This is a genomic window from Streptomyces sp. NPDC090798, assembly GCF_044768965.1.
GTDB lineage: Bacteria > Actinomycetota > Actinomycetes > Streptomycetales > Streptomycetaceae > Streptomyces.
In genome coordinates, this window is sequence record NZ_JBIVXA010000003.1 from 189,183 (window position 1) to 214,497 (window position 25,315).

Below are 25,315 nucleotides of genomic sequence, written 5' to 3' on the forward strand. Positions count from 1 at the left end.
CGCGAGGAGACGCGAGGCGACCGCGGGGGCTGAACGCGGAGGGGCGGTGCGCCAGGTGCGCACCGCCCCTTCCGTCAGCCCGGCTTCCGTCCGCTCGGCCCGATCCGTCTGATCCGTCCGACCCGTCCGCTCAGTCCTCCGAGGAGTCCTCGTCGTCGGTGCCGGTCTCCGGCCGCGGGGACTTCGGAGGCTTCGGACGGCCGCCGGGGTTGTCCCGCAGGTACGAGGAGCTGTCGCTGCCGTCGGCCGTGGCGTGTCCGCCGGGGGCCGGGCCCGCCGGACCGCCGCCGTCCCGTCGCCGCAGATAGCGCTCGAACTCGCGTGCGATCGCCTCGCCCGACGCCTCCGGCAGCTCCGCGGTGTCCCGGGCCTCCTCCAGCGTCTGCACGTACTCGGCGACCTCGCTGTCCTCGGCGGCCAGCTGGTCCACGCCCAGCTGCCAGGCACGCGCGTCCTCGGGCAGCTCGCCCAGCGGGATCCGCAGGTCGATCAGGTCCTCCAGGCGGTTGAGGAGGGCCAGCGTCGCCTTCGGGTTCGGCGGCTGCGACACATAGTGCGGTACGGCCGCCCACAGGGACACCGCCGGTACGCCCGCGTGCGTGCACGCCTCCTGGAGGATGCCGACGATGCCCGTGGGGCCCTCGTACTTGGTCTCCTCCAGGTCCATCGTGCGGGCCAGGTCCGGGTCGGAGGTGACTCCGCTCACCGGCACCGGACGTGTGTGCGGGGTGTCACCGAGCAGTGCGCCCAGGATCACCACCAGCTCCACGCCCAGCTCGTGCGCGAAGCCGAGCAGCTCGTTGCAGAACGAGCGCCACCGCATCGACGGCTCGATCCCCCGGACCAGCACGAGGTCACGCGGCTTGTCGCCGCCGACCCGGACCACCGACAGGCGCGTGGTCGGCCAGGTGATCTTGCGGACCCCGCCGTCCAGCCACACCGTGGGGCGGTTCACCTGGAAGTCGTAGTAGTCCTCGGCGTCCAGCGCCGCGAACACCTCGCCCTTCCACTCCCTGTCGAGATGCGCGACCGCGGTGGAGGCGGCGTCGCCGGCGTCGTTCCAGCCCTCGAACGCGGCCACCATGACCGGGTCGATCAGCTCGGGAACCCCCTCGAGCTCGATCACCCAGCGCCTCCTTCCGACGTGCCCCGTACGTACGCCCCAACCTTACGGCGTGCCCAGGGGGCCTCCGCAGCCCCCTTGCACGGGGGAGTGAACGGATCACTGCCCCACCGAAGGGCCGGAAACACTCGTGATCGCCGCCATGAACGACCCCCCGAGTCATCCGAGCTGTTTCTACAGGGTGCTGCGCAGCCACTGCTCCACGCTCGCGATGTGCACCGTCGCCCACGAGCGGGCCGCCTCCGCGTCGCGGTCCCGCAGAGCGGACAGGATCGCCCGGTGCTCGTGCAGGGTGCGGCTGACCGCGTCCTCCTGGGTGAGGCCGCGCCAGATCCGGGCCCGGGTGGTGGGCCCCGAGAGGCCGTCCAGCAGCGAGCACAGGACCGAGTTCCCGGAACTCTGCACGATGCCCCGGTGGAACTCCAGGTCGCAGGCGACGAGTTCCTCCACCGAGGGGGCGGCTCCCAGCGCGTCCAGCTGGGAGGTCAGGGCGCGCAGTTGCTGTTCGCTGATCCTCGAGGCGGCCATCGCCGTCGCGGCGGGCTCCAGGATCCGGCGCACGGCGAGGAACTCGAGCACCGTGTCGTCCCGGTGGAAGTCGACGACGAAGCTCAGCGCCTCCAGGAGGAGCTGGGGGTCCAGGCTGGTGACGTACGTGCCGTCGCCCTGCCGTACGTCCAGGATGCGGATCAGCGAGAGCGCGCGCACCGCCTCCCGCAGGGAGTTCCGGGACAGGCCGAGGTCGGCGGCGAGCTCGCTCTCCTTGGGAAGCCGGTCGCCGGGGCGCAGTGCGCCGGAGACGATCATGCCCTTGATCTTCTCGATCGCCTCATCGGTGACTGCCATGGCCGACCTCCCTGTCACTGCGGATGTCGCTGAGTCATCCGATGTCTTGGGCCATTATGTGGGGTCACCAGGCCGAACGGACAGAAACGTCGGCGTTTCTCAGGCTCATGTACGGTGTCGCGGACGTTCGGAACATCAGGAGTGCCCGCCATGCCCCAGGAACTGCGCGCCGTCGACTGGACCGGAGACAGCCTCGCGCTCATCGACCAGACGGTGCTGCCGCACCGCACCGAGATCCGCGAGATCCGTGACGTGGACGCGCTGGTGGACGCCATCCAGCGGCTCGTCGTGCGCGGCGCGCCGGCGATCGGGGCGGCGGGGGCGTACGGGGTGGCGCTCGCGCTGTCGCAGGGCGAGCGCCAGGGCTGGTCGGCCGAGGAGACACGGGCGGCCGTGGCCCGCGTCCGTGCGGCGCGCCCGACCGCGGTGAACCTCATGGTGTGCGTCGACCGGGTGATGGCCCGCTTCGACGAGGGACTGGACGCGGTGCTCGCGGAGGCCGCGGCCGTCCAGCGCGAGGACGTCGAGGCGAACCGGGCGATGGGGGCGTACGGCGCGGACTGGCTGCTCAAGAAGGTCGGGGTGGACCGGCCGCTGCGGGTGCTCACGCACTGCAACACCGGTGCGCTCGCCACCGCCGGCTGGGGCACGGCGCTCGGCGTCATCCGTGAACTGCACGCGCGCGGCCTGGTCGAGGTCGTGTACGCCGACGAGACGCGTCCCCTCCTCCAGGGCTCCCGCCTCACGGCCTGGGAACTCGTCCAGGAGGGCATCCCGCACTACGTGCAGGCCGACGGTGCCGCCGCGGGAACGATTCTGCGGGGCGAGGTCGACGCGGCGATCGTCGGCGCCGACCGCATCGCCGCCAACGGCGACACGGCCAACAAGGTGGGCACGGTCGGGGTCGCCCTCGCCTGCGCGGACGCCGGAATCCCGTTCCTGGTGGCCGCCCCCACCACGACGGTCGACCTGACCACGGCCCGGGGCTCCGACATCCACATCGAACTCCGCGGCGAGGACGAGATACTGCGGTGGTCGGGCATACGCACGGCCCCCACCGGGTCCCGAGGCCACAACCCGGCCTTCGACGTCACCCCGGGGCGCCTGGTGACGGGCCTGGTGACGGAACGCGGGGTGCTGGAGATATCGGCGGGCGAACTCCCGGCCGACCACCTGCGCTAGGCCCTGTCGTCACCTTCCCGTCGTCCGCCCGGAGGGTGGACTCGCACGGTGCCTTCATCCCGGGTGAGTCCACCCACCGCGGTGACTCAGCGGCCCGTCAGTTCCAACTCCAGCAGCCACTCCACCACTTCGGTGTGATGGCGGGCCTGGCGCGGGTCCGTTCCCCAGACGTACAGGCCGTGGCCGGCCACGACGACCGCCGGCATGCGGGGGTCGCGAGCCGCTTCCAGACGGTCACCCAGGATCTTCATGTCCTGGCTGTTGGCGATGACGGGGAGGGTGACCTCGACGTCGTGGGCGGGCTGGCCGACGCCCTTGAGCATCTCCAGGTCCCGGAAGACGATGCCCCCGGGCTCCCGGCGCCCCATGGCCACGGACGCGACCGTGTGGACGTGGACGACAGCCCCCGCGCCCGTGAGCGCCGCCACCCGCGCGTGCAGCTCGGCCTCCGCCGACGGCTTCCCGCCCGCGACCGCCGCACCCGAACCGTCCACCAGCACCACGTCGTCGGGCGTGAGTTCACCCTTGTCGTGCCCGCTCGCGGTGACGGCGAGCCGCAGCGGGTCCCGGCTCAGGACGACGGACAGGTTGCCGGACGTGCCGCGCATCCAGCCGAAGGAGGCGAAGCGGGCCGACTCGGCGGCCAGGACCGCGCCCGCCTCCTTGAGGTCGAGGGCCGGCGTCTCGGCGGTCATGTGGTGCTCCTCGCGATGGTGATCTCGTCGAACGTCCCCGCCTGCGGGTGATCGCCGACGCCCTGCTCGTAGTACGGCTCCCCGGGGCGGCGTACCCCCACGGTCCGCCACCCGGCCGCCCGCGCCGCGTCCAGCTCGCCGGGCCGGTCGGAGAGGAAGAGCAGCCGGTCGGGCGCGCTGCCCAGCGCCGCCGCGATCGTCGCGTACGACGTCGGCTCCTGCTTGGGCCCCGCGTTCTCCGTGTCGTACAACCCCTCGACGAGCGGCAGCAGATCGCCCTCGGGACTGGACCGGAACCACGCCCGCTGCGCCGCCACGGACCCCGACGAGTACACGTGCAGCCGTACGCCCGCCGCGTGCCACGCGCGCAGCGCCGGGACGACGTCCTCGTAGAAGTGCGAGACGAGGTCGCCGCGCGCGAAGCCCTCGGACCAGATGATGCCCTGAAGGGTCTTGAGCGGGGTGGCCTTGCGATCCTGGTCGAGCCAGCCGTTCAGGGCCTTCTCCACGCGGGCGGCGTCCGCGTCGGGCTCCGCGATCAGCTCCCGCACCTGCGCCGTCGCCCGCGCCACCGCCGGATCACCGCTCCGTTCCGAGAGCAGTGCTCCGAATCGAGAGCGGGAGTACGGGTACAGCACGTCCACGACGAACCCCGTGGCGCTCGTGGTGCCTTCGATGTCGAGCACCACGGCGTCCACGTCGAACCTGAGCGTCACGCCGTGGCCCGGTCCCGCTGGTACCCCGCGTCGATCGTGTCGAAGTCCGGGAAGCGGTCCGCGATCCGGTCACCGGTGAAGTTCCCGACCCAGCCGTCCTCCTCGTGGAAGAACCGGATCGCGGTGAACGACGGCGACGTACCCATGTCGAACCAGTGCGTCGTACCGCGCGGCACGCCCAGCAGGTCGCCCTTCTCGCACAGCACGGCGTGCACCTCGCCGCCGACGTGGAGGTAGAAGATCCCGGACCCCGAGACGAAGAAGCGCACCTCGTCATCGTCGTCGTGCGTGTGCTCCTGGAGGAACTTCGCGCGCGCGGCCTTCGCCTTGGCGGGGTACTCGGGGTCGTCGCTCGGATGCAGCCCGAGGACGTCGACCGTCGTGAAGCCCTCCTCCGCGTTCAGCTTCTCGATCTCGGCACCGTACGCGGCGAACACCGTGTCGCTGTCCGCGTCCGCGGGCACGTCCTCGCGGACCGGCCACTGCTCGTAGCGCACACCGATCGGCGCGAGCGCGGCGGCGATCTCGGCCGGGTCGGAGGTGCGGCGTACCAGCGTCTCGGGTCCGGACTCGGGCCAGGTCGTCAGCAGGGTCATGAGAGAAACTCCAAGGGGTGGATGGGTGTCCGGATACCGAGACTGGCATCGGTGCCCGGCCCAGCGATGAGGAGGGCGGCGTGCAGGAGGCGGGAAAGCCGGTGGTCAGCCGCGACACGCCGCGCCGGTACAGCGGTGCGTCGCTGCCGCGCGTGGTGTCGTCATCGGAAGCCTCACTGTCCAACGTCGTCCGGCGATGGTAACTCCCGCCCCGTGATCGGCCGAGTGTGACGAAGTGGTTGTTTCACATACTGAGAAACGCCGTCCAATACTTTGACGGCTGGCTGGAAACGTTCACATGATCTGCCTATGAAGACGCTGCTGCTCGTGCGGCGGCTGTACGTGGACTTGCTCCGGTCGACCACAGCCCGCTGTCGCTGACCTCCCCCCGGAGCGCTCAACCACGCCCCGCCCTCGGTGCGTTCCCCGTGAACCCGAGGCGCCCGCCCGTGTACGAGACGTATGCCGCCCCGGCACGTTTCCTCCCCGGCGCTCCGGACCGGCACTCCCTCTTCGCCCCGCTCATTTCTGCTTGCCCAGCCCTGGAGCCCTCATGTCCCGTACCGCCCGCACCCGCGTCCCCCTCGCCGCGCTGTCGCTCGCTTCCGTCTCCGCGCTCTTCCTCGCGGGCTGCTCCCAGTCCTCCAACGCCTCGCAGAGCACCGGCGGCCAGCCCGCCTCGGCCTCAGCCGCGACCGGCAAGAAGCCCGCGCCGTTCAGCAAGGGCAACGTGAAGGTGGCTCTCGTCCGGCAGAGCGGCGCCGGCGACTACTTCGAACAGTGGGGCAACGGCGCCAAGGCGCAGGCCAAGGCACTCGGCATCGACCTGACCGTGTACGACGCCCAGGCCGACAACGCCAAGCAGGCCACCGACCTGTCCTCGGCCATCAACTCCGGCGCGCAGGCCATCATCGTCGACCACGGCTTTCCGGCCACGATCCAGCCCGAGATCGACCGGGCGGTGAAGAAGGGCATCAAGGTCGTCGTCTACGACGTAGAGACCACCAACAAGAGCGTCGTCAGCACCGAGCAGGACGACGCGAGCATGGCGCAGGCCGTGCTCGACGTCATGACGAAGGACCTCGGCAAGAACGCCAAGGTCGGTTACGTCAACGTCGCCGGGTACGCCGCCCTCGACAAGCGCGACAGCGTCTGGAAGAAGACCGCCGACGCCAATGGCTGGAAGCAGGGGTTCAAGGTCGGCAAGGTCACCGACTCCACCGCCACCGACAACGTTCCCCTGGTGTCCGCCGCGCTCACCCAGAACTCCGACGTGACCGGCGTCTTCGCCCCCTACGACGAGCTCGCCAAGGGCACCGTCCTCGCCGTCCAGAACAAGAAGCTCCAGGGCAAGGTGAAGGTCTTCGGCGCGGACGTCTCCAACGCCGACATCCAGAACATGACCGCCAAGGACAGCCCGTGGGTCGCCACGGCGGGCACCGACCCGTCCGCGGTCGGCGCAGCGGTCGTCCGTACGGCCGCCCTGGAACTGGCCGGTCAGCTGAACACCACCTCGGTCGAGTTCCCGGCCGTCGCCATCACCCAGGACTTCCTGAAGCAGAACAAGATCGAGAACATGGACCAGCTGCGCACGGCGCTGCCCGCGCTGAACCTCTCCAAGGTCAGCACCGCGGACTGGATTCCCAATGTCGCCCACTGACGCACCGGTGGAGAGCGCGGCGGTCGCCCTCCGCGACGTCAGCATGGCCTTCGGGGGCAAGACGGTGCTCGCCTCCGTCTCCCTCGACATCGCGCCGGGCAGCGTCGTCGCGCTGCTCGGCGCGAACGGCGCGGGCAAGTCCACGCTCATCAAGATCCTGTCCGGCGTGCACACGGAGCACGGCGGCCAGGTGAGCGTGAACGGCGTGCCCGCCGCGCTCCACTCCCCGCTCGCCGCCCGCCAGTTGGGCATCCAGACGGTGCACCAGCGCATCGGCGAGGGCATCGTCCCGGGCCTCTCGGTCGCCGAGAACCTGGTCTTCGAGGAGCTGGCCCAGACGCGCGGCAACCCGTTCCTGAACGGACGCCGGCTGCTGGCCCGCGCCCGGGAGATCCAGTCGGCCCTCGATCTCGGCTGGAGCGACGCCGTGCTGAGGCGGGACGTCACCGAACTCGGCATCTCCGACCGCCAGTTGCTGATCCTGGCCCGGGCCCTGGCGACCCGGCCCCGCCTCCTCGTCCTCGACGAGCCGACCTCCGCGCTCTCCGCCGCCGAGGCGGAGCGCCTGTTCGCGCTCGTCGAGCGGATGCGGTCGGAGGGCATCGCGGTGCTCTACGTCTCCCACCGCCTCGGCGAGATCGACGCGCTCGCCGACCGCCTGGTCGTCCTGCGGGACGGCCGTCTCACCGAGGACCAGGTCAAGCCCTTCGACTGGGACGGCGCCCTGCGCGCCATGCTCGCCCAGGCCCAGGAGACGACCACCGCCCGGCCGCAGCGCACAGGCGAACACGGCGAGGTCGTCCTCTCCCTGCGCGGCGTTCCGTTCCTGGCCGGCCACCCGCCCCAGGACCTCGACCTGCGCACCGGCGAAGTCACCGGCGTCGTCGGGCTGCTGGGCGCGGGCAAGACCGAACTGGCCCGCGGCCTCTTCGGCGCCGAACCCTTCACCGGGGGAGCCGTCGAGCTGGACGGGAAGCCCTACGCGCCGCGCCGCCCGGCCGACGCCATCCGCGGCGGCATCCACCTGGTCCCGGAGGACCGGCACGCGGACGCGCTGGTCCCCGGCTGGTCGGTGGCCCAGAACATCTCCCTGCCGTTCCTCAGGTCGCTCTCCACGGGGGGACTCGTGAGCCGCTCCAAGGAGGACGCGCTCGGCCGCGCCGTCATCGAGCAGCTCGGTGTCGTCGCCCGGGACGAACACAGCACCGTCGAGGAGCTGTCCGGCGGCAACCAGCAGAAGGTCGTCGTCGGCCGCTGGCTCGCCGAGAACCCCCGTGTCCTCATCCTGGACGAGCCGTTCCGAGGAGTGGACATCGGTGCCCGCCGCGACATCGGCCGCCGCGCCCGCGCCCTGGCCGCCGAAGGGGCCGCCGTCCTCGTCCTGTCCGCCGACGTCGACGAGATCCTGGAGATCGCCGACCGGGTCGTCGTCCTGGCCGCGGGCGAGATCCGCCTCGACGCGTACGGGGAAGACGCGGAGCGCGACCGCGTGATCCAGACCATCTCGGCGTCCGTCTGATGCCCGGCACACCAGGAAGTACGCCATGACCACCACCCAGAGCACCGCCGTGCGGGCGGCCCCGTCCGCACCCGCCGTCGGCCACCGGATCCAGAACGCCGTCATCAAGTACGGCTTCATCTTCGTCACCGTCACGCTCTTCGCGTACTTCGCGATCAGTGAGCCGTCCTTCCGCGACTCGGCGACGCTCCTCGACACCCTCCGGTACGTCTCCGTCGCCGCCATCCTCGGCCTCGGCGTCACGCTCACCATGGCCGTCGGCGGAATGGACATGTCCGTCGGCGCCGTCGCCGGCCTCGGCGTCACGGTCGCCGCGAAGACGATGGTCACCTACAACCAGGTCGGCACGGTCGCGATCCTCGCGGTCGTCGCGGCGGGCGCACTGGCCGGGTTGCTGAACGCCCTGCTGATCGTCGTCCTCAAGATCCCCGACATGCTGGCCACGCTCGGCACCATGTTCGTGATCCAGGGCACCAAACTCATCCTGGTCGACGGCCAGTCCATCACCCCCGGCATGACCCAGTCCGACGGCACCACCGCGCCCGGCAGGTTCACCGAGGGCTTCCTGCGCATCGACCGCGGCACCTTCCTCGGCGTACCCGTCTCGGTGCTGATCTTCGGCGCGCTGACCGTCGTCGCCTGGGTGTTTCTGGCCCGCACCCGCTGGGGGCGTGTGCTGTACGCGATCGGCGCCAACCCCGAGGCCTCGCGGCTGGCCGGCATCCGCGTCGGCGCGTACCGGGCGCTCGCCTACGTCCTCTCCGGCGTCCTCGCCTCCGTCGGCGGCCTGATCCTGGCCTCCCGCATCGGCCAGGGCGATGTCTCCGCCGGTACCTCCCAGCTGCTCGAAGCCGTCGCCGTCGCTCTCGTCGGCACCTCCGTCCTCGGCCGGGGCCGCCCCAACGTCTGGGGCACGGCCCTCGGCGCCGTCCTGATCGGGATCATCACCACGGGTCTGACCATCGAGGGACTGCCGTACTACACACAGGACGTCGTCGAGGGCGCGGTCCTCATCCTCGCCCTGGTCTTCAGCTTCACCCTGTCCAAGCGCCGCACCGCATAAGGGAGTTACGAGTCGATGGGCTACCGCATCCTGGAGACCGAGGACGTCGCCGGCTACCTGCGCGAGCGCGGCCACTGGGGCACCGGTGAGCCGGAGGTCCGCGAGGTGTCCGACGGCAACATGAACCGCGTCTTCCTCGTCACCGCCACCGACGGCACCCGGGGCCTCGCCGTCAAGCAGGCCCTGCCCTGGGTGCGGGTCGCGGGCCCCTCCTGGCCGATGAGCCCCGAGCGCGCCGACGCCGAGGCCCGTGCGTACGAGCAGGTCGCCAAGGTCGCCCCGGACAAGATCCCGGCGATCCACGGCTACGACTCCGACAACTACGCCCTCGTCATGGAGGACATGTCAGACCTGGAGGTGCTGCGCACGATCCTCAACGAGGGCGGTACCTACGGCCCGGACACCTCCCGCCGCATCGGCGAGTTCGTCGCCCAGCTCTCCTTCGCCACCAGCGACTTCGGTATGCCCTCCGCCGAACGCAAGGCGCTGATCGCGGCGTCCGTCAGCCCCGAGCTGTGCAAGATCACCGAGGACGTCGTGCTCAGCGAGCCGTACCTCGAGCACGAGCACAACCACTGGCACCCCGGCCTCGACGACCTCGCCGCCGCCTTCCGCTGCGACCCGCGACTGCGCACCGAGGTCGCCGAACTGCGCCACCTCTTCATGACCGGCGCGCAGGCCCTGCTCCACGGCGACCTGCACACCGGCAGCATCATGGTCGGCACGCGCGAGGGCGCCCCGGTGGTACGGGTCTTCGACCCCGAGTTCTCCTTCGTCGGGCCGATCGGCTTCGACCTCGGCCTGTACTGGGCGAACACGCTGGTCTCCGCGGCCCGCGCGGACGCGCTCGGCGTCGAGGGCGACCACGCCGACCAACTCCGTCTCTCCTGGGACGCGTTCAGGGCGGAGTTCCGTCGCCTGTGGCCGACCCGTGTCGACACCTTCTTCGACGACGCCTTCCTCGACCGCTTCCTGGACCGCGTCTGGACCGAGTCCCTGGGCTTCGCCGGCGCGGAGATCGTCCGCCGCGTCATCGGCTTCGCCCACCTCACCGACCTCACCACCCTGCCGGACCCGGTGCCCGCCTCCCGGCGCGCGCTCCTCCTCGGGCGCGAACTGATCATCCGCAGGGCGGAGTTGACGTCACCCGAGGACGTCGAGGCACTCCTGCGCTGACGGGCGGTCCGGCGAGCCGCCAGGGCGCGCGCCCGGTCACGGCGAGCCGGCCGCACAGGCCGGTCCGCGCCGGGTCCCGGCTCGACAGGGGGAAGATCACCGGGAAGAACGCCTCCACGATGCCGTCGAGTCGGCCCCCGCAGCGCCGAGGCGTGTGAACCGGCGCCCCCTGGCGGATGCGATGAGAACACCGCGGCGTGCCCGTCTCCGTGATCGCCGCCGTCGTGTCGGTGCACCGCACGCCGCCGCGTCCGCGCACTCCGCCACCAGCGGCCCGTCACGTCCGTCTGATCCGATCGGTCCATGGCGGCACACGCAGAGGGGCGGCTCCCCCCGTGGGAGCCGCCCCTCAAGCCGATCGGATCATCCGATCAGGGTCTGGTCACTTCTTGTCGAGCAGGTCCTGCACCTTGCCGCGGACCTCGTCCGTGGCGAGCCCGCGGATCGTCAGCGTCGTACGGCGGCGCAGTACGTCGTCGGTCGTCTCGGCCCACTCGTGGTCGCGGGCCCACACGACCTGCGCCCAGATCTCCGGGGCGTCCGGGTGGACGCGCTCGCCGAGCTCCGGGTTCTCGTTGGCCAGGCGCGCGATGTCGAAGGCCAGCGAACCGTAGTGCGTCGCCAGGTGCTTGGCGGTGTCGGCGCCCATACGGGGGCCGGGCGCCGGGCCGTCGACGAGCAGCCGGTGGGCGACCGCGCGCGGGTTGGCGACACCCGGCAGCGGCAGCTTCTTCGGCAGCTCGGAGATCGGCTCGAAGTCCTCGCCCAGCGGGTGGCCCGGCAGCGACTCCAGCTTCTTCATGACCGTACGGCCGATGTGCCGGAAGGTGGTCCACTTGCCGCCCGCGACGGACAGCATCCCGCCACGGCCCTCCGTGACGACCGTCTCGCGCTTGGCCTTCGAGGTGTCGCCGGGGCCGCCGGGCAGCACCCGCAGACCGGCGAAGGAGTACGTGATCAGATCACGGGAGAGCTGCTGGTCACGTATGGAGAACGCGGCCTCGTCCAGGATCTGGGCCGTGTCCTTCTCGTTGACCGCGACGTCCGCCGGGTCGCCCTCGTACTCCTCGTCGGTCGTGCCGAGCAGCAGCATGTCCTCCCAGGGGAGGGCGAAGGTGATGCGGTATTTGTCGATCGGGGTGGCGAGCGCGGCCTTCCAGGGGGAGGTGCGCTTGAGGACCAGGTGCGCGCCCTTGGACAGGCGGATGGACGGCGCCGCGTTCGGGTCCTCCATCCTGCGCAGGTGGTCGACCCAGGGACCGGTGGCGTTGAGGACGAGGTGCGCGTTGACGCCGAACTCGGCGCCGTTCGTGCCGTCCTTGAGGTCCGCGCCCGTGACCCGGCCCTTGGTGAAGCGCAGGCCGGTCACCTCCGCGTGGTTGAGGACGACCGCGCCCGCCTCGACGGCCGCGCGGACCGTCATCAGCGCCATGCGCGCGTCGTTCATCTGGTCGTCGCCGTACACGGCCACGGCCTTGAGGTTCTCGGTGCGCAGCTCCGGCACGTCCTGCTGTGCCTTGGCCGGCGAGAGCAGGTGGCCGACGCCGTCACCGAACGCCGACAGCGCGGAGTAGGCGAAGACGCCCGCCCCGAGCTTCGCCGCGCCGTGCGGCCCGCCCTTGTACACGGGGAGGTAGAACGTGAGCGGGTTCGCGAGGTGGGGGGCCACCTGGCGGGAGACCGCACGGCGCTCGAAGTGGTTCTCCGCCACCAGCTTCACCGCGCCGGTCTGCAGGTAGCGCAGACCGCCGTGGAGCAGCTTGGAGGAGGCGGAGGAGGTGGCGCCGGCGAAGTCGCCGGCGTCGACCAGAGCCACCCGCAGACCGGACTGCGCGGCGTGCCAGGCGGTGGAGATGCCCAGGATGCCGCCGCCGATCACGAGAAGGTCGTACGTCGCCTTGGAGAGCTGCTCCCGGGTCTCGGCGCGGCTCGGGTTGGAGCCGGAGGCCGGGTGCGTACCGAGGGCAGGCACGGTCTGCAGGGTGGACTGACTGGTCATTGCGGGTTCTTACTCCTCGTCAGTTCTCGTCCTCGAGCCAGCCCATGGTCCGCTCGACGGCCTTGAGCCAGCTCTTGTACTCACGGTCGCGGGTCTCCGCGTCCATGTTGGGGGTCCATTCCGCGGCCCGGCGCCAGTTGGCGCGCAGGTCCTCGGTGTTGGTCCAGAAGCCGACGGCGAGACCGGCGGCGTAGGCGGCGCCGAGGCAGGTGGTCTCGGCGACCATCGGGCGCACCACGGGGGCGTCCAGGACGTCGGCCAGGGTCTGCATCAGCAGGTTGTTGGAGGTCATGCCGCCGTCGACCTTGAGGGCCGTGAGCTCGACGCCGGAGTCCTTCGTCATGGCGTCGCTGACGTCACGGGTCTGCCAGGCCGTGGCCTCCAGGACGGCGCGCGCGATGTGCGCCTTGGTGACGTACCGGGTCAGACCGGCGATCACACCGCGGGCGTCGGGACGCCAGTACGGGGCGAACAGACCGGAGAAGGCCGGCACGAAGTAGGCGCCGCCGTTGTCCTCGACCGAGGACGCGAGGGTCTCGATCTCGGCGGCGGACTTGATCAGGCCCATCTGGTCGCGCATCCACTGCACCAGCGAACCGGTGACGGCGATCGAGCCCTCGAGGGCGTAGACCGGAGCCTGGTCGCCGATGCGGTAGCCGACCGTGGTGAGCAGGCCCGAGTACGAGTTGATGATCTTGCTGCCGGTGTTCATCAGCATGAACGTGCCGGTGCCGTACGTGGACTTGGCCTCGCCCTCGGAGAAGCAGGTCTGGCCGAACAGGGCCGCCTGCTGGTCGCCGAGCGCGGAGGCGACCGGGATGCCGCCGAGCAGGTCGCCCAGCTTGCCGCCGGTGACCTCGCCGTAGACCTCGGCGGAGGAGCGGATCTCGGGAAGCATGTTCAGCGGGACGCCGATGGACTCGGCGATCTTGTCGTCCCATGCCAGGGTGTGCAGGTTCATCAGCATGGTGCGGGAGGCGTTGGTGACGTCGGTGTAGTGCTTGCCGCCGTTGACACCGCCCGTCAGGTTCCAGATGACCCAGGTGTCCATGGTGCCGAAGAGGATGTCGCCCGCCTCGGCGCGCTCGCGCAGGCCCTCGACGTTGTCGAGCAGCCAGCGGGCCTTGGGGCCGGCGAAGTAGGACGCGAGCGGCAGGCCGGTCTCGCGGCGGAAACGGTCCTGGCCCACGTTGCGGCCGAGCTCCTTGCAGAGCGCGTCGGTGCGGGTGTCCTGCCAGACGATGGCGTTGTGGACGGGCTCACCGGTGTTCTTGTCCCACAGCACGGTGGTCTCGCGCTGGTTGGTGATGCCGATGGCCTTGATGTCGTCGCGGGTGATGCCGGCCTTCTCGATGGCCCCGGCCACGACTTCCTGGACGTTGGTCCAGATCTCGGCGGCGTTGTGCTCGACCCAGCCCGGCTTGGGGAAGATCTGCTCGTGCTCCTTCTGGTCGACGGAGACGATGCGTCCGTCGCGGTCGAAGACGATGCAGCGGCTGGACGTGGTGCCCTGGTCGATCGCGGCGATGAAGGGGCCGGCGGTGTGTGCGTCGGTCACGGTGTGCTCCTGAAGGTTCCGTATGAAAGGGGCTGGCTCACGGCGTATTGCTCACAGCCTGACGGCGTATTGCTTACGGCTCGGAAAACCTTGCGGTTCAAGGAGGGCCCGAGGCCCGAAGGCCTCGGGTCTTTAAGCAAAGGCGACGTTGTAAAGGCCTGCGGCGATCGCGCCGCCGATCAGCGGACCGACGACCGGAACCCAGGCGTAGCTCCAGTCGGAGCCGCCCTTGTTCGGCAGGGGGAGCAGCGCGTGCACGATGCGCGGGCCGAGGTCACGGGCCGGGTTGATCGCGTAGCCGGTGGGGCCACCGAGGGAGAGACCGATGGCGACGACCACGAGTGCGGTGATCAGGGCGCCCAGGGGGCCGAGGCCGTTGCCCTTGTCGTTGAGACCTTGCGTGAGGACCGCGAGCACCAGCACGACGGTGGCGATGATCTCGGTGGCGAGGTTCTGCACCGCGTTGCGGATCTCGGGGCCGGTGGAGAAGATACCGAGGACGGGGCCCGCGCCCTTCTCCTCCGCCTCGACGGCCTTGGAGCCGGCGGCCTGCGCGTCCGAAGCCCCGATGATGTCGGGGTCCGTCAGGTGCGCGTGGAACTGTCCGTAGTACACGACCCAGACCAGCGTGGCGCCGATCATCGCGCCGAGCAGCTGGCCGCCCCAGTACACCGGCAGGTTGTTCCAGCCGCCGTCCTTGATGGTCAGCGCCAGCGTCACGGCCGGGTTCAGGTGTGCGCCGGACAGCGGCGCCGAGGTGTAGACCGCCGTGAGGACCGCGAAGCCCCACCCGAAGGCGATGGCGAGCCAGCCGGCGTTTCTGGCCTTGGAGGCCTTCAGCGTGACGGCGGCACAGACGCCGCCGCCGAGCAGGATGAGTATGGCGGTACCTATGGTCTCGCCGATGAAGATGTCGGAGCTGGACACCCGCGACTCCTTTGTCCTTCGTCCAGGGGAAGGCGAACCCCGGGTCCCTCCGGTGGTTCGCGCCCTCGGGGGTGAGGGCGATGCCGGCCCATGGCGTTGTCACACTCTAACTCGTATTGCCGGTAGGTGTTCGACAATGCCGACCGATGGACGGGAGTCTTGCCCTGGGGTTACCAGCTCGTCAAGAGTTCCGTTATCGAAAACACGATCGTTATTGATCGCCGCGAGTTATCGATCTTGAAGGGCTCGGGCGGCTCGCGCGCGCACGCGAAAGGGGCCGGTACGTCGGACACGTACCGGCCTGGTGTCAAACGGGGGTCAGATCGTCCTTCGGGAGGTCAGAACCGCCCGGCTCCCAGGTCCCGGGAGACCGCGCGGGCGCAGTCCCGCACCGCCGCGATCAGCTCGGGGCGCAGCTCGCCGTCCCGGCAGATCCGCTCCACGGCTCCCGTGATGCCCACCGCGCCCACCGGCATGCGCCGCCGGTTGTGGATGGGTGCCGCGACCGAGGCGACGCCCGTCCAGGTCTCCTCGACGTCGTCGGCGTACCCGCGCGCCCGGGTCAGGTCGAGGACCCCCTCGAACTGCTCCGGTTCAACCGTCGTGCGGGCCGTGAACGTCTTCCGCTCGGCCTCCAGGACCTCGCTGTGCGCCACCGGGTCGTAGGCCGACAGGACCTTGCCCAGGGCCGTGGAGTGCAGCGGCTGCATGGCCCCGACCTCCAGCACCTGACGGCTGTCGTCGGGCCGGAACACGTGGTGCACGATCAGCACGCCATGCTGGTGCAGCACACCCAGGTAGACGCTCTCACCGCTGGAGCGGGCCAGGTCGTCGGTCCACACCAGCGCCCGCGCGCGCAGCTCGTGCACGTCGAGATAGGTGGTGCCGAGCCGCAGCAGCTCGGCGCCCAGCTGGTAGCGCCCCGAGACGCTGTCCTGTTCGACGAAGCCCTCCTGCTGGAGGGTGCGCAGTATGCCGTGGGCCGTGCCCTTGGCCAGGCCCAGCGACGAGGCGATGTCGGACAGGCCGAGCTGCCGCTCGCCGCCCGCGAGGAGCCGCAGCATCGCCGCCGCCCGTTCGAGCGACTGGATGTTCCGTGCCATCGCCGTGCTGCCTCCGTCCCCTTCGACCGACAGCGTGCGCCACCGCTACCGCCGTTCGGCAATGTCGAACACTACCGTTCGTTGCCGAGCTCCCGCTAATGGGTCGTCGCAACATGTTCGGTCTGTCTTAACACCCCGGACGCACACGCCACGCCCGTCCGCCCCGTGGACGCCCCTGACCCTGTGACGGTGCTCGGGCTACCCTGACGGCGTGCGCCTTCCATGGGAAGCGCAAAGCCGACAGCCGTCGCACTTCAGGGAGCACCTTCATGGCTTCGTTGCCGAACCCGTCCCTTTCGTCCGAGCTTGCCGAGAACCGGACCCGCATCGCCGCGCTCCGCGAGGCGCTCGCCGAGCGTGTCGTGGTGGCCGACGGCGCGATGGGCACGATGCTCCAGGCGCAGGATCCGACGCTCGAGGACTTCGAGAACCTCGAGGGCTGCAACGAGATTCTGAACCTCACGCGCCCCGACATCGTCCGTTCCGTCCACGAGGCCTACTTCGAGGTGGGCGTGGACTGCGTGGAGACGAACACCTTCGGCGCCAACCACTCGGCGCTCGGTGAGTACGACATTCCCGAGCGCGTGCACGAGCTGTCCGAGGCCGGCGCGCGCATCGCCCGCGAGGTGGCGGACGAGTTCACGGCGGCCACCGGACAGCAGCGCTGGGTGCTCGGCTCCATGGGTCCCGGCACCAAGCTGCCGACTCTGGGCCACGCCCCGTACACCACCCTCCGCGACGCCTACCAGCAGAACGCCGAGGGCATGATCGCCGGTGGTGCCGACGCGCTGATCGTGGAGACCACCCAGGACCTGCTTCAGACGAAGGCCGCGGTCCTCGGCGCCCGCCGCGCGATGGACGCCACCGGCCTGGTCCTGCCGCTCGTCGTCTCGGTGACGGTCGAGACCACGGGCACCATGCTGCTCGGCTCCGAGATCGGCGCGGCGCTGACCGCGCTGGAACCGCTCGGCATCGACATGATCGGCCTCAACTGCGCCACCGGCCCCGCCGAGATGAGCGAGCACCTGCGCTATCTGGCCCGCCACTCCCGCGTCCCGTTGTCCTGCATGCCGAACGCCGGTCTTCCGGTGCTCGGCAGGGACGGCGCGCATTACCCGCTGACAGCACCTGAGCTGGCCGGCGCCCAGGAGACGTTCGTACGCGAATACGGCCTCTCCTTGATCGGCGGCTGCTGCGGTACGACCCCGGAGCACCTGCGCCAGGTCGTCGAGCGGGTCCGCGATCTGTCCCCGGCCGCCCGTGACCCGCGCCCCGAACCCGGCGCCGCCTCCCTCTACCAGACCGTCCCGTTCCGCCAGGACACCGCGTACATGGCGATCGGCGAGCGCACCAACGCCAACGGTTCGAAGAAGTTCCGCGAGGCGATGCTGGAGGCCCGCTGGGACGACTGTGTGGAGATGGCCCGCGACCAGATCCGCGAGGGCGCCCACATGCTCGACCTGTGCGTCGACTACGTCGGCCGGGACGGCGTCGCGGACATGCAGGAGCTCGCCGGACGCTTCGCCACCGCCTCCACGCTGCCCATCGTCCTGGACTCCACCGAGGTCGAGGTCCTGCGCGCGGGCCTGGAGAAGCTCGGCGGCCGGGCCGTCATCAACTCCGTCAACTACGAGGACGGCGACGGCCCCGAGTCCCGCTTCGCGAAGGTCACCCGGCTGGCGCAGGAGCACGGCGCGGCGCTGATCGCGCTGACCATCGACGAAGAGGGCCAGGCCCGTACCGTCGAGACCAAGGTCGCCATCGCCGAACGGCTCATCGAGGACCTGACGACGAACTGGGGCATCCACGAGTCGGACATCCTCATCGACGCCCTGACCTTCACCATCTGCACCGGCCAGGAGGAGTCCCGCAAGGACGGCATCGCCACCATCGAGGCGATCCGCGAGCTCAAGCGCCGCCGCCCCGAAGTCCAGACCACGCTGGGCCTGTCGAACATCTCCTTCGGTCTCAACCCGGCCGCGCGCATCCTGCTGAACTCGGTCTTCCTCGACGAGTGCGTCAAGGCGGGCCTGGACTCGGCAATCGTGCACGCGTCCAAGATCCTGCCGATCGCCCGCTTCACCGAGGAAGAGGTCCAGACAGCCCTGGACCTGATCCACGACCGCCGCGCCGAGGGCTACGACCCCCTCCAGAAGCTGATGGCGCTGTTCGAGGGCGCCACCACCAAGTCGCTGAAGGCGGGCAAGGCCGAGGAACTGGCCGCGCTGCCCCTGGACGAGCGGCTCAAGCGGCGCATCATCGACGGCGAGAAGAACGGCCTCGAGGCCGACCTCGCCGAGGCCCTCAAGACCCGCCCCGCCCTCGACATCGTCAACGAGACGCTGCTCGACGGCATGAAGGTGGTCGGCGAGCTGTTCGGCTCCGGCCAGATGCAGCTGCCGTTCGTGCTCCAGTCCGCCGAGGTCATGAAGTCCGCGGTCGCCTATCTCGAACCGCACATGGAGAAGTCGGACGCCGAGGGCAAGGGCACCATCGTGCTGGCGACCGTGCGCGGCGACGTGCACGACATCGGCAAGAACCTTGTCGACATCATCCTGTCCAACAACGGCTACAACGTCGTCAACCTCGGCATCAAGCAGCCGGTCTCCGCGATCCTGGACGCCGCTGAGGAACACCGGGCCGACGTCATCGGCATGTCGGGCCTGCTGGTCAAGTCCACGGTGATCATGAAGGAGAACCTGGAGGAGCTCAACCAGCGCGGTCTGTCCGCCGAGTACCCGGTCATCCTCGGCGGCGCCGCCCTGACGAGGGCGTACGTCGAGCAGGACCTGTACGAGATCTACGAGGGCGAAGTCCGCTACGCCCGGGACGCGTTCGAGGGCCTGCGCCTGATGGACGCGCTCATCGGGGTCAAGCGGGGCGTGCCGGGGGCGGTACTGCCGGAGCTCAAGCAGCGCCGGGTGCGGGCCACCGCCCCGACGGTCGTCGAGGAGCGCCCGGAGGAGGGCCACGTCCGTTCGGACGTCGCCGTCGACAACCCGGTGCCCACCCCGCCCTTCTGGGGCACCCGTGTCATCAAGGGCATCCAGCTCAAGGAGTACGCCTCCTGGCTGGACGAGGGCGCGCTGTTCAAGGGCCAGTGGGGCCTGAAGCAGGCCCGTGCGGGCGACGGACCGACGTACGAGGAACTCGTCGAGACCGAGGGCCGGCCCCGGCTGCGCGGACTGCTGGACAAGCTCCAGACCGACAACCTGCTCGAAGCGGCCGTCGTCTACGGCTACTTCCCCTGTGTGTCCAAGGACGACGACCTGATCATCCTGGACGAGCAGGGCAACGAGCGCACCCGCTTCACCTTCCCGCGCCAGCGCCGCGGACGGCGGCTGTGCCTGGCCGACTTCTTCCGGCCCGAGGAGTCCGGTGAGCGGGACGTCGTCGGCCTCCAGGTCGTCACGGTCGGCTCCCGCATCGGCGAGGAGACGGCCAAGCTCTTCGAGGCGAACTCCTACCGCGACTACCTCGAACTGCACGGCCTGTCCGTGCAGCTGGCCGAGGCCCTCGCCGAGTACTGGCACGCCCGCGTCCGCTCCGAGCTCGGCTTCGCCGGTGAGGACCCCTCGGCCATCGAGGACATGTTCGACCTCAAGTACCGCGGTGCCCGCTTCTCCCTCGGCTACGGCGCCTGCCCCGACCTGGAGGACCGCGCCAAGATCGCCGGACTCCTGGAGCCCGAGCGCATCGGCGTGCACCTCTCGGAGGAGTTCCAGCTGCACCCCGAGCAGTCCACGGACGCGATCGTGATCCACCATCCGGAGGCGAAGTACTTCAACGCGAGGTGACTCGGCGCGAGGCGCGTCAGAGGGCCGCCACAACCGACAGGCGCTTCACCTGACGCCGTCGTACACTGGACGGTCCACAGCAGGCCGGTTCCCCCTGAGGGAACCGGCCTTCTCGTCCCTCAAGGAGGTGCGCCAGGATGACCACTACGGTTCCCGCGCTCGGTACCCGTACGGCCGAAGGCTCAGCGCTGCAGGCCGTGCTCCTGGACATGGACGGCACCCTGGTGGACACCGAGGGGTTCTGGTGGGACGTCGAGGTCGAGATCTTCCGGACGCTCGGCCACAGCCTCGACGACTCCTGGCGCCATGTGGTGGTCGGCGGCCCCATGACCCGCAGCGCGGGCTTCCTGATCGAGGCCACCGGGGCCGACATCACGCTCGCCGAGCTCACGGTGCTGCTCAACGACGGTTTCGAGGCCCGTATCGACCGGGCGCTGCCGCTGATGCCGGGGGCGGCCAGACTCCTCGCCGAGCTCGCCGCGCACGAGATCCCCACCGCCCTGGTCTCCGCCTCGCACCGGCGCATCATCGACCGTGTGCTGGCCTCCCTGGGCCCCCAGTACTTCGCGCTGACCGTCGCGGGCGACGAGGTGTCGCGGACCAAGCCCTTCCCCGACCCGTATCTGCTGGCGGCCTCCGGACTCGGCGCCGAACCGGGCCGGTGCGCCGTCATCGAGGACACCGCCACGGGCGTCGCCGCCGCGGAGGCCGCGGGCTGCCACGTGGTGGCCGTCCCCTCCGTCGCACCGATCGCCCCCGCCGTCCGGCGCACGGTCGTGACCTCCCTCGAAGAGGTCGACCTGCCTTTTCTCCGTGGCCTGATGACGGAAATGCGCTAGGCGTTCACCCAGCGTGCATAACCGATTGTGCCGATATCCCCTGCGTATCCGCAGGTAGGGGCCCCGGACCTGCCACGGGAAATTCAATCCGGGGCCGGATGGCCGAATTCCGGTACTCTCCCGCCGAGTTGACAGTGTGAGGTTCGTCACTTGATAGGGGGTCGACATTCGGCCTGCCGTGTGCCGCGACCCCCCTTTCGGGAGTGGTCGACGCGCCCTTGTGTCCCGATTGGTGGAACGCTGCACTAATCCTTCCGCTGTCGGGTTATCGGTGCGTCCACGCCCGGTTTCGCAGCGTGATGGGACCTCAACTCCGGTCTCTGCGGGCCGTCCTGGTGGTGCGGACTAATGTCGTCGCGAGAACCTCGCCATAACCCCGGTGACTCGCCCGCACCACCCCTGCATGGCGGGTACACGGACACGACAGCTCTGGAGAAACTCGAGCATGAACCGCAAGACTTTGGTGCTGCCGGCCGTTGTCGGCTTGCTCGCCCCGGTGCTCGCCGCGTGTGGCGGTTCCAACAGCGGGGGAAGCGGCGGCGACGCGATCGTCGTGGGCACCACGGACCGGTTCACCGCATCGAAGGTTGCCCCGGCTCCTCTCGACCCGGCGTTCGCGTACGACGTCGGCACCTGGAACATCCTGCGCCAGACCGTGCAGACGCTGATGGTCCAGCCCCGCGGTGACGGCGACCCCCAGCCCGAGGCTGCCGAGAGCTGCGGTTTCACCGACTCCGGCAACGAGCGCTATGCCTGCACGCTGCGCGACGGACTGAAGTTCGCCAACGGTGACCCGATCACCGCCAAGGACGTGAAGTTCTCGATCGACCGCGCGCTGTCGCTCAAGGCCGACAGCGGTGTGTTCGCGCTGCTGTCCACCGTCGACACCGTGGAGACGCAGGGCGACCGCCAGGTGATCTTCCACCTGAAGACCGCGGACGCCACCTTCCCGTTCAAGCTGTCGACCCCGGTCGCCGGCATCGTGAACCCGAAGGACTACGAGAAGGGCAAGCTGCGCGACGGCTTCTCCGTCGACGGCTCCGGCCCGTACACCCTTCAGGCCGACGTCAAGAACGACGAGGCCGTCAAGATCACCTTCACCAAGAACCCGAACTACAAGGGTCTGTTGAAGCCGAAGAACGACAAGGTCGAGATGCGCTCCTTCGAGAGCGCCGACGCCATGGGCGCCGCGCTCAACAAGGGCGACATCGACCTCATGACCCGCGCGATGACGCCGGACCAGATCAACAAGCTCGGCGCCGCCGGTGCGACCGGCAAGATCAACCTGGTCGAGATGCCCGGCCTCGAGATCCGCTACCTCGGCTTCAACACCAACGACCCGACGGTGAAGAGCAAGGCCGTCCGCCAGGCCATGGCCGAGGTGATCAACCGCGGCGAGCTCGTCTCCAAGGTGTACGGCTCCCAGGCCGAGCCGCTGTTCTCGATGGTCCCGGCCACCATCACGGGTCACTCCAACTCGTTCTTCAACAGGTACGGCGACCCGAGTGTCTCCAAGGCCGCCTCGACGCTGACCAAGGCCAGCATCACCACCCCGGTGAAGCTCACCCTGCACTACACGACCGACCACTACGGCAGCGCCACCGCGCAGGAGTTCGAGGTGCTGAAGAAGCAGCTCAACGCCAGCGGCCTGTTCAGCGTCGAGGTCAAGGGCGAGCCCTGGACGAAGTTCCGCCCGGCCGAGAAGAAGAACGAGTACCAGGTCTACGGCATGGGCTGGTTCCCCGACTTCCCGGACGCCGACAACTACCTGGCGCCGTTCCTCGACAAGGACAACACCCTCGGCTCCCCGTACGTGAACTCGACGATCCGCGGCACGCTGATCCCGGAGTCCCGCCGCGAGGCCGACCGTCTCACCGCGTCGAAGAGCCTCACCGAGATCCAGGACAAGGTGGCCGACGACGTACCGCTCCTGCCGCTGTGGCAGGGCAAGCAGTACATCGCCGCGCGGGACGACATCACGGGTACCGAGTGGGCGCTCAACTCGTCCTCCACGCTCCAGCTGTGGGAGCTCGGCCGCGGCGTGGGCGGCTGACCGTTCCTTCTCAGGGCGCCGGGTGTCGTGGACCCGGCGCCCGGCCGCACGACCCGGCGCCCGCTCCACGTGGCGTTCCAGAGAAACAATGACAAGGCACCTCCTCGTGAACATGCGAAACCAGTGGCCAGTCCTGTCCGTCGCGACGGGGCTGGCCGCCGGTCTGCTCGCCGGATGCGGCTCGCAGACGAGCGACACCGGCAGCACCGGCTCCTCCGTGGTGATGGGGATGTCCGACGACGTCCTGGCCACCGACCCGGCCTCCGGCTACGACCCGGGATCCTGGCTGTTGTTCGACAACGTCTTCCAGTCGTTGCTGAGCTTCCCCAACGGCGGTACGGAGCCGGTTCCCGAGGCGGCCAAGGAGTGCGCGTTCTCGGATGCCACGACCAAGGTCTACAAGTGCACGCTCCAGGACGGCCTGAAGTTCAGCAACGGTGACGCCCTTACCTCCGAGGACGTCAAGTTCTCCTTCGACCGCATTCTGAAGATCGACGACGCCTCCGGTCCGGCCGTCATGTTCCCGATGCTCGACACGGTCCAGACCCCGGACGCGAAGACCGTCGTCTTCAGGCTGAAGTACGCCGACGCCACCTTCCCCAGCAAGATCGCCTCCGGCGCCGGCTCGATCGTGGACCACCGGCAGTACGCGGACAACGGGCTGCGCAGGGACAACCAGGCGGTCGGCTCGGGCCCGTACAAGCTGGACTCCTTCGGCAAGGACCAGGCCGTCTTCTCGGTCAACGACAGCTACAAGGGCACCGCCAAGGTGAAGAACTCCGGCATCACGCTGAAGTTCTTCCACGGCGACCAGACCGCCCTGAAGAAGGCGCTGCTGAACCACCAGGTCGACATCGCCTACCGAGGTCTCGCCGCCGACGACATCGCGGACATCAGCAACGACACCTCCACCGGCAGGGGCGTCAACGTCGTCGAGGGCACCAGCGCCGAGGTCCAGCACATGGTCTTCAACATGGACGACCCGGTCGCCGGCAAGCTCGGTGTCCGCCAGGCCATCGCCTATCTGCTCGACCGTGAGGCACTGGTCAACAAGGTCTACGAGGACACCGCGACGCCGCTGTACTCGATCGTCCCGGCCGGCGTCACCGGCCACAACACGGCGTTCTTCGACCGCTACGGCGCCCGCCCCTCGAAGACGAAGGCCGCCGCCGCGCTGCGGGCCGAGGGCATCACCGGCAAGGTCAAGCTCACGCTCTGGTCGACCCCCTCGCGCTACGGCCCCGCCACCGACCAGGAGTTCAGGGCGATCGCCCAGCAGCTCAACGCCAGCGGACTGTTCGAGGCGACCGTGAAGTCCGTCGCGTACGACCAGTACGAGAAGGACATCGCCAAGGGCAAGTACGGCGTGTACGTGAAGGGCTGGGTGCCCGACTACCCCGACCCCGACAACTTCACAGCCCCCTTCTTCGGCAAGGGCAACGTGCTGAGCAACCACTACACGAACAGCACGATCACCGGGCGGCTCATCCCGAAGACGGCCGCCCAGAGCGACCGCTCCGCGACCGACACCCAGTACGGCAAGATCCAGGACATCGTGGCCGAGGACCTCCCGGTCATCCCGATCTGGCAGGCCAAGCAGTACGCGATCGTGCGGGACAACGTCTACGGCCTCGAGTACTGCCTCGACGCCTCGACGGTGTTCCGCTTCTGGGAGATCAGCAAGGACTGACTCCACCACCGCCGGTACCAACGCCGAGGGCGCCCTCTTCGTGGAAGGGGGCGCCCTCGGTCGTGCTCCTGGGGGAGTGGACGGCGTATGGGGGTTACTGCTGTGCGCCCGGGCGCACCAACCCGCTCTCGTACGCGTACACCGCGGCCTGCACCCGGTCGCGCAGCCCCAACTTGGTGAGCACGTGGCCCACATGGGTCTTGACGGTGGTCTCGCTGACGAACAGGTCGGCGGCGATCTCCGCGTTCGACAGGCCGCGCGCCACCAGCTTCAGCACCTCGACCTCCCGCTCGGTCAGGGTGTGCAGCGTGTCGGGCACCGGCTCGTCGCCGGACGGCAGATGACCCGCGTACTTGTCGAGAAGCCGACGGGTGATGCTCGGCGCGAGCATCGCCTCGCCCGCGGCGACCACCCGGATCGCCTGCACCAGCTCATCGGCCGGCGCGTCCTTGAGGAGGAAGCCGCTGGCCCCGGCGCGCAGCGCCTCCACCACGTACTCGTCGAGGTCGAACGTCGTCAGGACGAGCACCTTGGCCGGTCCGTCCCGCCCCGGCCCGGTGATCTGCCGGGTCGCCTCCACCCCGTCCATCCTCGGCATACGGATGTCCATCAGAACCACATCGGGCTGCAGCGCACGTACCTGATCCAGTGCCTGGAGACCGTCACCGGCCTCGCCGACGACCGCGATGTCCTGCTCCGCCTCCAGAATCATCCGGAAGCCGGTACGCAGCAGCGGCTGGTCGTCGACCAGTAGGACGCGGATGGCCACGTAA

At 69.7% G+C, this 25,315-nt stretch carries 19 protein-coding genes; 9 read left to right on the top strand and 10 right to left on the bottom strand.

What is annotated here, in order from left to right:
• Window positions 1-130: 130 nt before the first annotated feature.
• A complete protein-coding gene (locus tag ACIQTP_RS08385; RefSeq protein ID WP_402043842.1) occupies window positions 131-1,126 on the bottom strand; it encodes a PAC2 family protein in 996 nt (331 codons plus the stop codon).
• A gap of 171 nt (window positions 1,127-1,297) precedes the next feature.
• A complete protein-coding gene (locus ACIQTP_RS08390) occupies window positions 1,298-1,969 on the bottom strand; it encodes a FadR/GntR family transcriptional regulator (RefSeq protein ID WP_403397576.1) in 672 nt (223 codons plus the stop codon).
• A 150-nt stretch (window positions 1,970-2,119) separates the two neighbouring features.
• Here ACIQTP_RS08390 and mtnA point away from each other — a divergent pair, with 150 nt between their 5' ends.
• On the top strand, window positions 2,120-3,151 hold the full coding sequence (gene mtnA, locus ACIQTP_RS08395; RefSeq protein ID WP_403397578.1) for an S-methyl-5-thioribose-1-phosphate isomerase: 1,032 nt from the start codon (window positions 2,120-2,122) through the stop codon (window positions 3,149-3,151).
• Between the two features lie 86 nt (window positions 3,152-3,237).
• Here the strand turns inward: mtnA and mtnB are convergent, their stop codons facing one another.
• Genes mtnB through ACIQTP_RS08410 form a run of 3 tightly spaced genes read right to left on the bottom strand, consistent with a single transcriptional unit; the run spans window position 3,238 to window position 5,158 of the window.
• The gene (gene mtnB, locus ACIQTP_RS08400) at window positions 3,238-3,846 is read right to left on the bottom strand and encodes a methylthioribulose 1-phosphate dehydratase (RefSeq protein WP_403397580.1); all 609 of its coding nucleotides are present in this window, start codon (window positions 3,844-3,846) and stop codon (window positions 3,238-3,240) included.
• Entirely contained in the window at window positions 3,843-4,562 is a 720-nt protein-coding gene (gene mtnC, locus ACIQTP_RS08405; RefSeq protein ID WP_403397582.1) for an acireductone synthase, read from the bottom strand. The genes mtnB and mtnC overlap by 4 nt, the downstream gene beginning before the upstream one ends.
• Window positions 4,559-5,158, bottom strand: coding sequence for an acireductone dioxygenase (locus ACIQTP_RS08410; RefSeq protein WP_217566416.1), 600 nt, complete (start codon window positions 5,156-5,158; stop codon window positions 4,559-4,561). Before ACIQTP_RS08410 ends, mtnC begins: the two co-directional genes overlap by 4 nt.
• A 553-nt stretch (window positions 5,159-5,711) precedes the next feature.
• On the opposite strand from ACIQTP_RS08410, the gene ACIQTP_RS08415 reads away from it, so the two are divergent.
• Genes ACIQTP_RS08415 through mtnK form a run of 4 tightly spaced genes read left to right on the top strand, consistent with a single transcriptional unit; the run spans window position 5,712 to window position 10,576 of the window.
• On the top strand, window positions 5,712-6,818 hold the full coding sequence (locus tag ACIQTP_RS08415) for a substrate-binding domain-containing protein (RefSeq protein ID WP_403397584.1): 1,107 nt from the start codon (window positions 5,712-5,714) through the stop codon (window positions 6,816-6,818).
• Entirely contained in the window at window positions 6,805-8,337 is a 1,533-nt protein-coding gene (locus ACIQTP_RS08420) for a sugar ABC transporter ATP-binding protein (RefSeq protein WP_403397586.1), read from the top strand. Before ACIQTP_RS08415 ends, ACIQTP_RS08420 begins: the two co-directional genes overlap by 14 nt.
• Window positions 8,338-8,362: 25 nt before the next feature.
• Window positions 8,363-9,400, top strand: coding sequence for an ABC transporter permease (locus ACIQTP_RS08425; RefSeq protein ID WP_403397588.1), 1,038 nt, complete (start codon window positions 8,363-8,365; stop codon window positions 9,398-9,400).
• 15 nt (window positions 9,401-9,415) lie between these two features.
• Window positions 9,416-10,576 (top strand): S-methyl-5-thioribose kinase, encoded by a 1,161-nt coding sequence (mtnK, locus tag ACIQTP_RS08430; RefSeq protein ID WP_403397590.1) that lies wholly within the window; start codon window positions 9,416-9,418, stop codon window positions 10,574-10,576.
• A gap of 382 nt (window positions 10,577-10,958) precedes the next feature.
• Here mtnK and ACIQTP_RS08435 read toward each other — a convergent pair whose 3' ends face one another.
• From ACIQTP_RS08435 to ACIQTP_RS08450, 4 genes are all read right to left on the bottom strand, one after another.
• On the bottom strand, window positions 10,959-12,575 hold the full coding sequence (locus ACIQTP_RS08435) for an FAD-dependent oxidoreductase (protein WP_402043816.1): 1,617 nt from the start codon (window positions 12,573-12,575) through the stop codon (window positions 10,959-10,961).
• 19 nt (window positions 12,576-12,594) lie between these two features.
• Window positions 12,595-14,133: a glycerol kinase GlpK gene (glpK, locus tag ACIQTP_RS08440; RefSeq protein WP_402043813.1), complete on the bottom strand. Its 1,539-nt coding sequence runs from the start codon at window positions 14,131-14,133 to the stop codon at window positions 12,595-12,597.
• A 132-nt stretch (window positions 14,134-14,265) separates the two neighbouring features.
• The gene (locus ACIQTP_RS08445) at window positions 14,266-15,060 is read right to left on the bottom strand and encodes an MIP/aquaporin family protein (RefSeq protein ID WP_402043810.1); all 795 of its coding nucleotides are present in this window, start codon (window positions 15,058-15,060) and stop codon (window positions 14,266-14,268) included.
• Between the two features lie 338 nt (window positions 15,061-15,398).
• A complete protein-coding gene (locus ACIQTP_RS08450; protein WP_067365314.1) occupies window positions 15,399-16,163 on the bottom strand; it encodes an IclR family transcriptional regulator in 765 nt (254 codons plus the stop codon).
• Between the two features lie 269 nt (window positions 16,164-16,432).
• On the opposite strand from ACIQTP_RS08450, the gene metH reads away from it, so the two are divergent.
• The 4 genes from metH (at window position 16,433) to ACIQTP_RS08470 (ending at window position 24,542) form a co-directional block, all read left to right on the top strand.
• A complete protein-coding gene (gene metH, locus ACIQTP_RS08455; protein WP_403397594.1) occupies window positions 16,433-19,960 on the top strand; it encodes a methionine synthase in 3,528 nt (1,175 codons plus the stop codon).
• A gap of 137 nt (window positions 19,961-20,097) precedes the next feature.
• Window positions 20,098-20,799 carry an HAD family hydrolase gene (locus tag ACIQTP_RS08460; protein ID WP_403397596.1) on the top strand — a complete coding sequence of 234 codons (702 nt, stop codon included), beginning with the start codon at window positions 20,098-20,100 and terminating at the stop codon, window positions 20,797-20,799.
• Between the two features lie 445 nt (window positions 20,800-21,244).
• Complete coding sequence (locus ACIQTP_RS08465) at window positions 21,245-22,852, top strand: ABC transporter substrate-binding protein (protein WP_403397598.1); 1,608 nt, start codon at window positions 21,245-21,247, stop codon at window positions 22,850-22,852.
• Between the two features lie 106 nt (window positions 22,853-22,958).
• Window positions 22,959-24,542, top strand: coding sequence for an ABC transporter substrate-binding protein (locus ACIQTP_RS08470; RefSeq protein WP_403397600.1), 1,584 nt, complete (start codon window positions 22,959-22,961; stop codon window positions 24,540-24,542).
• Between the two features lie 94 nt (window positions 24,543-24,636).
• On the opposite strand, the gene ACIQTP_RS08475 is transcribed toward ACIQTP_RS08470, so the two are convergent.
• A complete protein-coding gene (locus ACIQTP_RS08475; RefSeq protein ID WP_099940500.1) occupies window positions 24,637-25,311 on the bottom strand; it encodes a response regulator transcription factor in 675 nt (224 codons plus the stop codon).
• Between the last annotated feature and the right edge of the window lie 4 nt (window positions 25,312-25,315).

Coding starts and splice junctions, on each gene's coding strand:
- ACIQTP_RS08465 (WP_403397598.1), top strand. CDS start 21,245: ATGAACCGCAAGACTTTGGTGCTGCCGGCCGTTGTCGGCTTGCTCGCC.
- mtnA (WP_403397578.1), top strand. CDS start 2,120: ATGCCCCAGGAACTGCGCGCCGTCGACTGGACCGGAGACAGCCTCGCG.
- ACIQTP_RS08390 (WP_403397576.1), bottom strand. CDS start 1,969: ATGGCAGTCACCGATGAGGCGATCGAGAAGATCAAGGGCATGATCGTC.
- ACIQTP_RS08425 (WP_403397588.1), top strand. CDS start 8,363: ATGACCACCACCCAGAGCACCGCCGTGCGGGCGGCCCCGTCCGCACCC.
- mtnK (WP_403397590.1), top strand. CDS start 9,416: ATGGGCTACCGCATCCTGGAGACCGAGGACGTCGCCGGCTACCTGCGC.
- ACIQTP_RS08420 (WP_403397586.1), top strand. CDS start 6,805: ATGTCGCCCACTGACGCACCGGTGGAGAGCGCGGCGGTCGCCCTCCGC.
- ACIQTP_RS08450 (WP_067365314.1), bottom strand. CDS start 16,163: ATGGCACGGAACATCCAGTCGCTCGAACGGGCGGCGGCGATGCTGCGG.
- ACIQTP_RS08410 (WP_217566416.1), bottom strand. CDS start 5,158: ATGACCCTGCTGACGACCTGGCCCGAGTCCGGACCCGAGACGCTGGTA.
- ACIQTP_RS08460 (WP_403397596.1), top strand. CDS start 20,098: ATGACCACTACGGTTCCCGCGCTCGGTACCCGTACGGCCGAAGGCTCA.
- metH (WP_403397594.1), top strand. CDS start 16,433: ATGGCTTCGTTGCCGAACCCGTCCCTTTCGTCCGAGCTTGCCGAGAAC.
- ACIQTP_RS08415 (WP_403397584.1), top strand. CDS start 5,712: ATGTCCCGTACCGCCCGCACCCGCGTCCCCCTCGCCGCGCTGTCGCTC.
- mtnB (WP_403397580.1), bottom strand. CDS start 3,846: ATGACCGCCGAGACGCCGGCCCTCGACCTCAAGGAGGCGGGCGCGGTC.
- ACIQTP_RS08435 (WP_402043816.1), bottom strand. CDS start 12,575: ATGACCAGTCAGTCCACCCTGCAGACCGTGCCTGCCCTCGGTACGCAC.